The following is a 6919-nucleotide window of genomic DNA, read 5'->3' as shown; positions in this document are numbered from 1 at the left end:
ATGGCTGACACCATGGTGTCAGCCATTATTTATTATAATATAGTTAATAGAAAACAATATAAGAATGAGGGGGAAATTTTATGAATATATGTATATTATATTATGATGGTTTTTGTGAGTTTGAGCTAGTATTAAGTGCACTACAATTTAAGGACAATCATTTTACTGCAGCATTAGAGAATCGAGTGTATGAAAGTGAAGAAAAACAAAAGTTTTTACCCGATAAAACTATTGATGAACTTAATCCCGATGAAATTGATCTTTTCATTATCACAGGGGGAGACCCAGAATATTTATATGAAAATGATAAACTTAAGGCATTTGTTAATGAGTTAGACAAAAGAAATAAATATATAGCAGGTATATGTGGAGGGACATTTCTTATGGCAAGCTATGGGGTCCTTAAAGGTAAAAAATGTACTGGTGCATCATCTGGACTTAAAGAAGATGGGGACTATATAGGGTTATTTAAAGAATCAGTTATTACTAACGAAGATGTGGTTGTTGATGGAAACACTATCACTTCAACTGGTCAAGGATTTATTGAATTTGCCGTTGAGTTAGGAAAAGTAATGGGTGTATATAAAGATGATAAAGAGGCTACAGATGATTATAATTGGTTTAAGAATATAAAGTAATTGAACATATGATAGGAGGAACAATAATGAAATATGGCAGTTTTAAAGAACTAGAAAAGGATTATGAAATACCTTATATAAAGGGAAAGTATAGGGAAACTTTAGATTTATTAGAAAGGGGAATTAAAAGTCTTCCCAAAGAAGAATATGATAAATATTTATATGATATTATATTATTTAAAGCTATACTTAAGAGCAAATTAAAGTTATATAATGCCTGTTTAGATGATTTGACATATCTAATCCAAGAAGGGTATGTATGTCCACTAAATTTGGATTCTTTATCTGAGCCGTTTGCTAAAAATGAGGAATACATAAAACTAAGGGAAAAGAATGACTCACAAAGAAGAAAAAAGCAGGAAAATACAAAGTCAAAATGGGAAGTTTTATTACCTCAAAACTATAATAAAGAAAAGAAATATCCTTTATTTATAAGTCTTCACGGTGATGGAGATTCTGTAGAAGTTCATAAGGAGTATTGGAGACCAGATGAACTATTAAATAGAGGCTTTATTGTGGTTTATCTTCAAGCAAGTCAAGTGGTAAACCATAATGGTTATGCATGGTTAAAAAGAGTCTTTTATAGCCAAGATAAAAAAGATTGGTCACAGTCAGAAGATATATATCCATTATCAGAAACTAGTTATTTAATTAAAACATGTTATGATTGGTCATATGACGAATTAAAAACATGCTATGATATCATAAGGGACAAGTATTCAATCGATGAAAAGAATATTATAATTGGAGGATTTTCAGGTGGTGCTACAGCAGCTATAGATTTTACAATGACTAATCCTATACCTATAAAAGGATTTATCTCCCTAAGTACGCAAAAACCTAAATCATTTAACAAAGAGAATATTGAAGAAGCATTAGATAGAGGTATAAAAGGGGTATTTATGGAAGGAGAAGAGGATGTACCAGTGGAAGAAGTTGATAAAATGATAAAAGAATTTGATAAAGCTGGAGTACCATATAAATATTATATCAATAAAGGAATAGGCCACTGGTATCCTGAAGACTTGAATGAGAAATTAAGTAAAGCAATTAAGTTTATAATTGATTAAAATAAGACCCACCTATAATGATATTTAGACTATAAAAAAATCTAATCTACTGTTTCTAGTAGGTTAGATTTTTTATTATAATTAGTGGTAAATCAGGTTTAAAGAAATGGGCAAGGGAAAGTTTATCAATGGACAAATCTTCATCTAAAATATCAGCTGAAATAAAATTGAAAGTAAATATATCATATAGATTAAATCTCTAGATGATATATTATATAATAAAGGAGATTAGTATTAGTTTCATTAGTGATAATACCTTAGGGGGGTGAAAAGAATGAATGAAGAAAAGAATATATCTTTATATGAAGAATATATTTCAAGAATAAATAAGGTTCAGGACTATATTGAAAATAATATTTCAGAAGAGTTTTCTCTATTTAATCTATCAAGGATTGCAAATTTCTCCTCGTATCATTTCCATAGGATTTTTCGTACAATGACAGGAGAAACCCTTTTTCAATATATTCAGAGAGTTAGACTTGAAAAAGCAGGTTTTTTACTTTTAGCAAATAAAAATATCTCTATAACACAAATAGCACTAGAATGTGGTTTTTCAAATCAGTCTTCTTTTGCAAAGGCTTTCAAAAACTATTTTAATATGAGTGCCAGTAAACTAAGAACAGAAAATTATCCTCAAAAAAATATTAACTCTAAAGAAGAAAGCAATATGGGAAAAGTGTTTTCTGAGATAGTTTGCTACAATAACGTTATGAGAAAAAGACAATATTATGAAAGGCAAAAGCATATTAATATTCCTTATACAGTTGAAGTGGCAGATATATCAGAGATGAAAGTAGCATATATACGCCATACGGGCCCCTATAAAAAAGATGCAATGTTATTTCAAAAGCTTTTTAGAAAACTATATTCATGGGGAGATAAAAGGAAACTTATAGACCCTAGAAAGACCCAGTGGATTACCATATACCATGATACCCCGGATATTACTGATGATGATAAGTTAAGAATTAGTGTATGTATGACCATATCAGAAGATGTAGAAGGAGACGGAGAAGTTGGGATTCTAAAAGTTCAGGGGGGGAAATATGCCATTGGACACTTCAAATTAAATGAAGATCAATACGAAGATGCTTGGAATGCTATGTACACTAAGTGGCTTCCTAAAAAGGGCTATCAGCCCGATGACCGTCTAGCTTTTGAACTTTATTTAAATGACACAGAAAATACTTTAGATAAGCACATAGTAGATATATATATTCCTATTAAGCCTTTATAATAATTGTTTTAAACTCTTATAATATTTTCTTGAAAGGAGCATAGGAATGACAAATGATAGTGAAATAAAGACTAAACCATTTGAACTTTTACCAATTGGAAAAATAAAAGTAGAAGATAAGAGAACTTATATGCACATCCTTCCCAAGTACAGTAAAGCACTAAAATATTTAGATTTATTTAGTCATGCTTTAATATTTTTAAAAGATAATAATAGTGCTAAACATAGTAACTCTATTGCTGAATTGATAATTGGTAAAATATTAAAACTTGAGGAACATAGAGGTATTATTGAGATTGACAACGATACTATAGATGATAATAGCTTAATATTTGACATCAAACCCTATTTTCCTTGCGAAGATAGAGTTAAGAATGCTAAAATACCGGATTTTATCATAAAACAGGGGGATTGGAGAGAGGAAAAAATAAATATAAATTCAACTTCCATAAGTACTATAAATAAAGTTTCTAATATAGAACTGGAGGAAAATTATCCGATTTTCCAAATAGGTAAAATAATAAAAATAGACGGAGAATGTTTTTTAAAACTACATAATACAAATAAAGATTTAATTGGTAAATTGGAAGGTTTTTCCCATGTGAAAGTTATTTGGTGGTTTAACAAATTTGATAAGAGTATATACAGAAAAACTACAGAATGTAATCCTCCATATGAAAATGCTCCAAGAACAGGGGTATTTGCATCACGATCTCCCCTTAGACCTAACCCTATAGCCATTACAACAGCAAGAATTTTAGATGTGGATTCAGATAATAATTGTATTAAAATTTCCCATATAGATGCCTTTGATAAAACACCTATAGTGGATATACTCCCCTATATTCCAGCTTATGATAGAATCAGAGAATATGAAGTACCCCATTGGCTTAAGCATTGGCCAAAATGGCTTGATGATAGGGGGGATAATTTAGAGTTTCAAAACATTAAAATTATCCAATCAGATATAGATAAGATAAACAAATATATACCTTCAAAACCAACGGATATATTAAGTAATAAAGAAGGATTGAAAGACATAATACAAGTTAAAAATAATATCTCAAATGAAATAAATGTGATAGGGGTAAGGCAAAATAATTTAAAAAATATTAATTGTAAGATTCCTAAAAATAAAATTACAGTTGTAACTGGGGTTAGTGGTAGTGGAAAATCAAGTCTTGTTTTCGATACCATCTATGCTGAAAGCCAGAGACGATTTATGGATAGTTTATCCCCTTCAGAAAAAGTTGGATTTAGTCAAATGGAAAAACCAGACTTTGATCAAATCACAGGGCTTCCACCGGCAATCGCCATTGAACAAAAAATGACTATAAGGAATCCAAGATCAACAGTTGGCACAATGACGGATACTTATGATTATATAAAGTTACTTTTTACTAGAATAGGCACAAGACACTGTCCCGAATGTGGCAGAGCAGTCATAGCACTGAAAGCTGACGAGATAATAAATATTCTTGGAAAGTTACAGGAAGATACATTTTTTAGTATAAGGGGTTTTGGTAGTGAAGAAATCGTTGATGAATTTGTTATGCCAAAGGATATAGATCGTACCAACGACTTTAATAAAAGGTTAAAATCAAAGGTAAAAAAAGCCCTTACAGTTGGAGAGGGAGCAATTTTAGTAAACATAAATAAAAGGGAGGAGTTTCTATTTCAAACCAAAGAAATGTGTTACCATTGTAATAAAATTTTCTTTAAGCTTACAACTTCAACATTTAGTTTTAATAATCCAGAAAGTATGTGTCCTGTGTGTAAAGGACTTGGAGTTAAGTTTGAAGTTGATGAAGATCTTATAGTATCTAGTCCCCATTTATCAATCCTTGATGGGGCTTCAAAATGGTGGGGAAATCTTAGAAAGTTTAACCAAAAACCAAATGCAAACTGGATGAAGGGGGAAATCCTTGCCTTGGCTGAAGAAATGGAGGTAGATTTAGAAATCCCTTGGAAGTCTCTACCTGAGGAGTTTAAAAAACAGGCACTGTATGGAACTGGTAATAGAAAAGTAAGATTCCTATATAAAAACACCAAGGGGAGAAAAGGTGAAATAGTAAGACCAGTAGAAGGGGCATATAACACTATAAAGCGTCTGTCCAAGGATAATAATGGGAAAACTTCAAATAGAATAGTGTCCTCATTTATGAGAAAGAGCCAATGTAAAACTTGTCAAGGGGAACGATTATCTAAAGAAGGTCGAATGGTTACTGTTGCAGAAAAAAGGTTTCCCGAAATAGGAACTATGACAATTAGGGAACTAAAAAGTTGGGTTGATAGTCTACCTAAAAAACTATCACAAAATGAATTAATAATATCTAGGGAAATATTAAGGGAAGTTAAAGGGAAATTAAAAAATCTAATAGATGTGGGGGTTCCATATCTAACCCTTGATAGAGCTTCCAATACATTGTCAGGGGGAGAGGCCCAAAGGATAAGACTTGCCACTCAACTTGGAAGTGGAATAACAAATATTCTCTATGTACTTGACGAACCTTCCATAGGACTACATCCGAAGGACCATGAAAAACTAATTGAAATAATGGAAAGGATACGAGATGAAGGGAATACATTGATAGTGGTAGAACATGATCCAGACACAATGCTTCGTTCAGATAAGATTATTGACATAGGTCCGGGGGCAGGAATACATGGAGGTTCAGTGATTGCAGAAGGTGCACCGGAGGAAATACTGTTAAATGAATATTCTAAAACAGGTAAGTATCTTAAAAATATAAAGAATAAGGAGCTTGAAAATATAAAAAAGAGGAAGAAACCCTGGGGTTGGTTAAAAATAATAGGTGCAAAACATAATAATTTAAAAAATATTGATGTATCAATTCCCTTGGGAATATTGACTTGCATAACAGGAGTAAGTGGTTCAGGAAAAAGCAGCCTTATTATAAAAACATTGTATCCAGGATTATTGAAGTTCCTAAACAACTGTGATGAAACTCATGGAGATTATGAAAAAATAGAAGGAATAGAAGGAGTGGATAAAGTCATTAGTATATCCCAGCAACCAATAGGACGAACACCTAGGTCCAATCCAGCAACCTATACAGGGGTCTTTGATAATATTAGAGAGTTATTTTCTTCTTTAGATGAATCGAAAAAAAGGAAGTACAAGAAAGGAAAATTTAGTTTTAATAGTAAGAAGGGTCAATGTGAAGCCTGCAAAGGGAAAGGGGGAAATTATGTTGAAATGCACTTTATGCCCGATATTTGGGTGGAATGTTCCATATGTCATGGAAGGAGATTTAATGGAGAAGTATTAGAGATAAAATATAAGGATAAAACAATAGCGGATATCCTAGATATGGACATTGAAGAGGCTTTAGATTTCTTTAAAGATAATCAAAAAATTGCAACCGTCTTACAAACCCTTTATGATGTAGGGCTTGGATATATTAAATTGGGTCAAAATGCATTAACATTATCCGGGGGAGAAGCCCAAAGGATAAAGTTAGCTAAAGAACTAAGCAAATCAGATACAGGGAAAACCATATATGTACTTGATGAACCCACAACAGGTCTACACTTTGAAGATGTGGAAAATCTTAAGAAAATATTACATCGTATAATTGAGGCTGGTAATACGGTACTTGTGATAGAGCATAATTTAGATGTAATAAAAAGTGCAGACTGGATTATAGATTTGGGGCCAGAAGGGGGAGATGATGGCGGATATATTATAGCACAGGGAACCCCAGAACAAGTAAAAGAATGTAAGGATTCTATAACGGGAAAGTTTTTAAAAGAATTTCTTTAGGTTTGGTAAGAATATAGAAAAATGTTGATTATAAAAAGCTCCTCATATCAATATGAGGAGCTTTTTATGTGTGCCCAGCATGGACACAGTCTATAGGGTGAAAGTCCCGAACACCGAAGGTGATATAGGTGCTAGCTGAAGACAAGGGTGTCCACCGTGAGGTGGAATCTGAAGGAAGTCGGCGGCA

General features: G+C 32.2%; 4 protein-coding genes. All 4 read left to right on the top strand.

The window, feature by feature from the left end:
• Positions 1–80: 80 nt before the first annotated feature.
• The 4 genes from V6137_RS20310 (at position 81) to uvrA (ending at position 6732) form a co-directional block, all read left to right on the top strand.
• Complete coding sequence (locus V6137_RS20310; protein ID WP_425449771.1) at positions 81–638, top strand: DJ-1/PfpI family protein; 558 nt, start codon at positions 81–83, stop codon at positions 636–638.
• Between the two features lie 26 nt (positions 639–664).
• Positions 665–1708: an alpha/beta hydrolase gene (locus V6137_RS20305; protein WP_425449770.1), complete on the top strand. Its 1044-nt coding sequence runs from the start codon at positions 665–667 to the stop codon at positions 1706–1708.
• A gap of 274 nt (positions 1709–1982) precedes the next feature.
• The gene (locus V6137_RS20300; RefSeq protein WP_425449769.1) at positions 1983–2945 is read left to right on the top strand and encodes an AraC family transcriptional regulator; all 963 of its coding nucleotides are present in this window, start codon (positions 1983–1985) and stop codon (positions 2943–2945) included.
• A 46-nt stretch (positions 2946–2991) separates the two neighbouring features.
• Positions 2992–6732: an excinuclease ABC subunit UvrA gene (uvrA, locus tag V6137_RS20295; protein ID WP_425449768.1), complete on the top strand. Its 3741-nt coding sequence runs from the start codon at positions 2992–2994 to the stop codon at positions 6730–6732.
• Positions 6733–6919 lie beyond the last annotated feature (187 nt).

This window comes from Dethiothermospora halolimnae (genome assembly GCF_037577855.1).
Taxonomy (GTDB): Bacteria; Bacillota; Clostridia; order Tissierellales; family VENL01; genus Dethiothermospora; species Dethiothermospora halolimnae.
The sequence above is the reverse complement of the archived record's forward strand: the minus strand, read 5'-3'. Positions and strand labels throughout refer to the sequence as shown.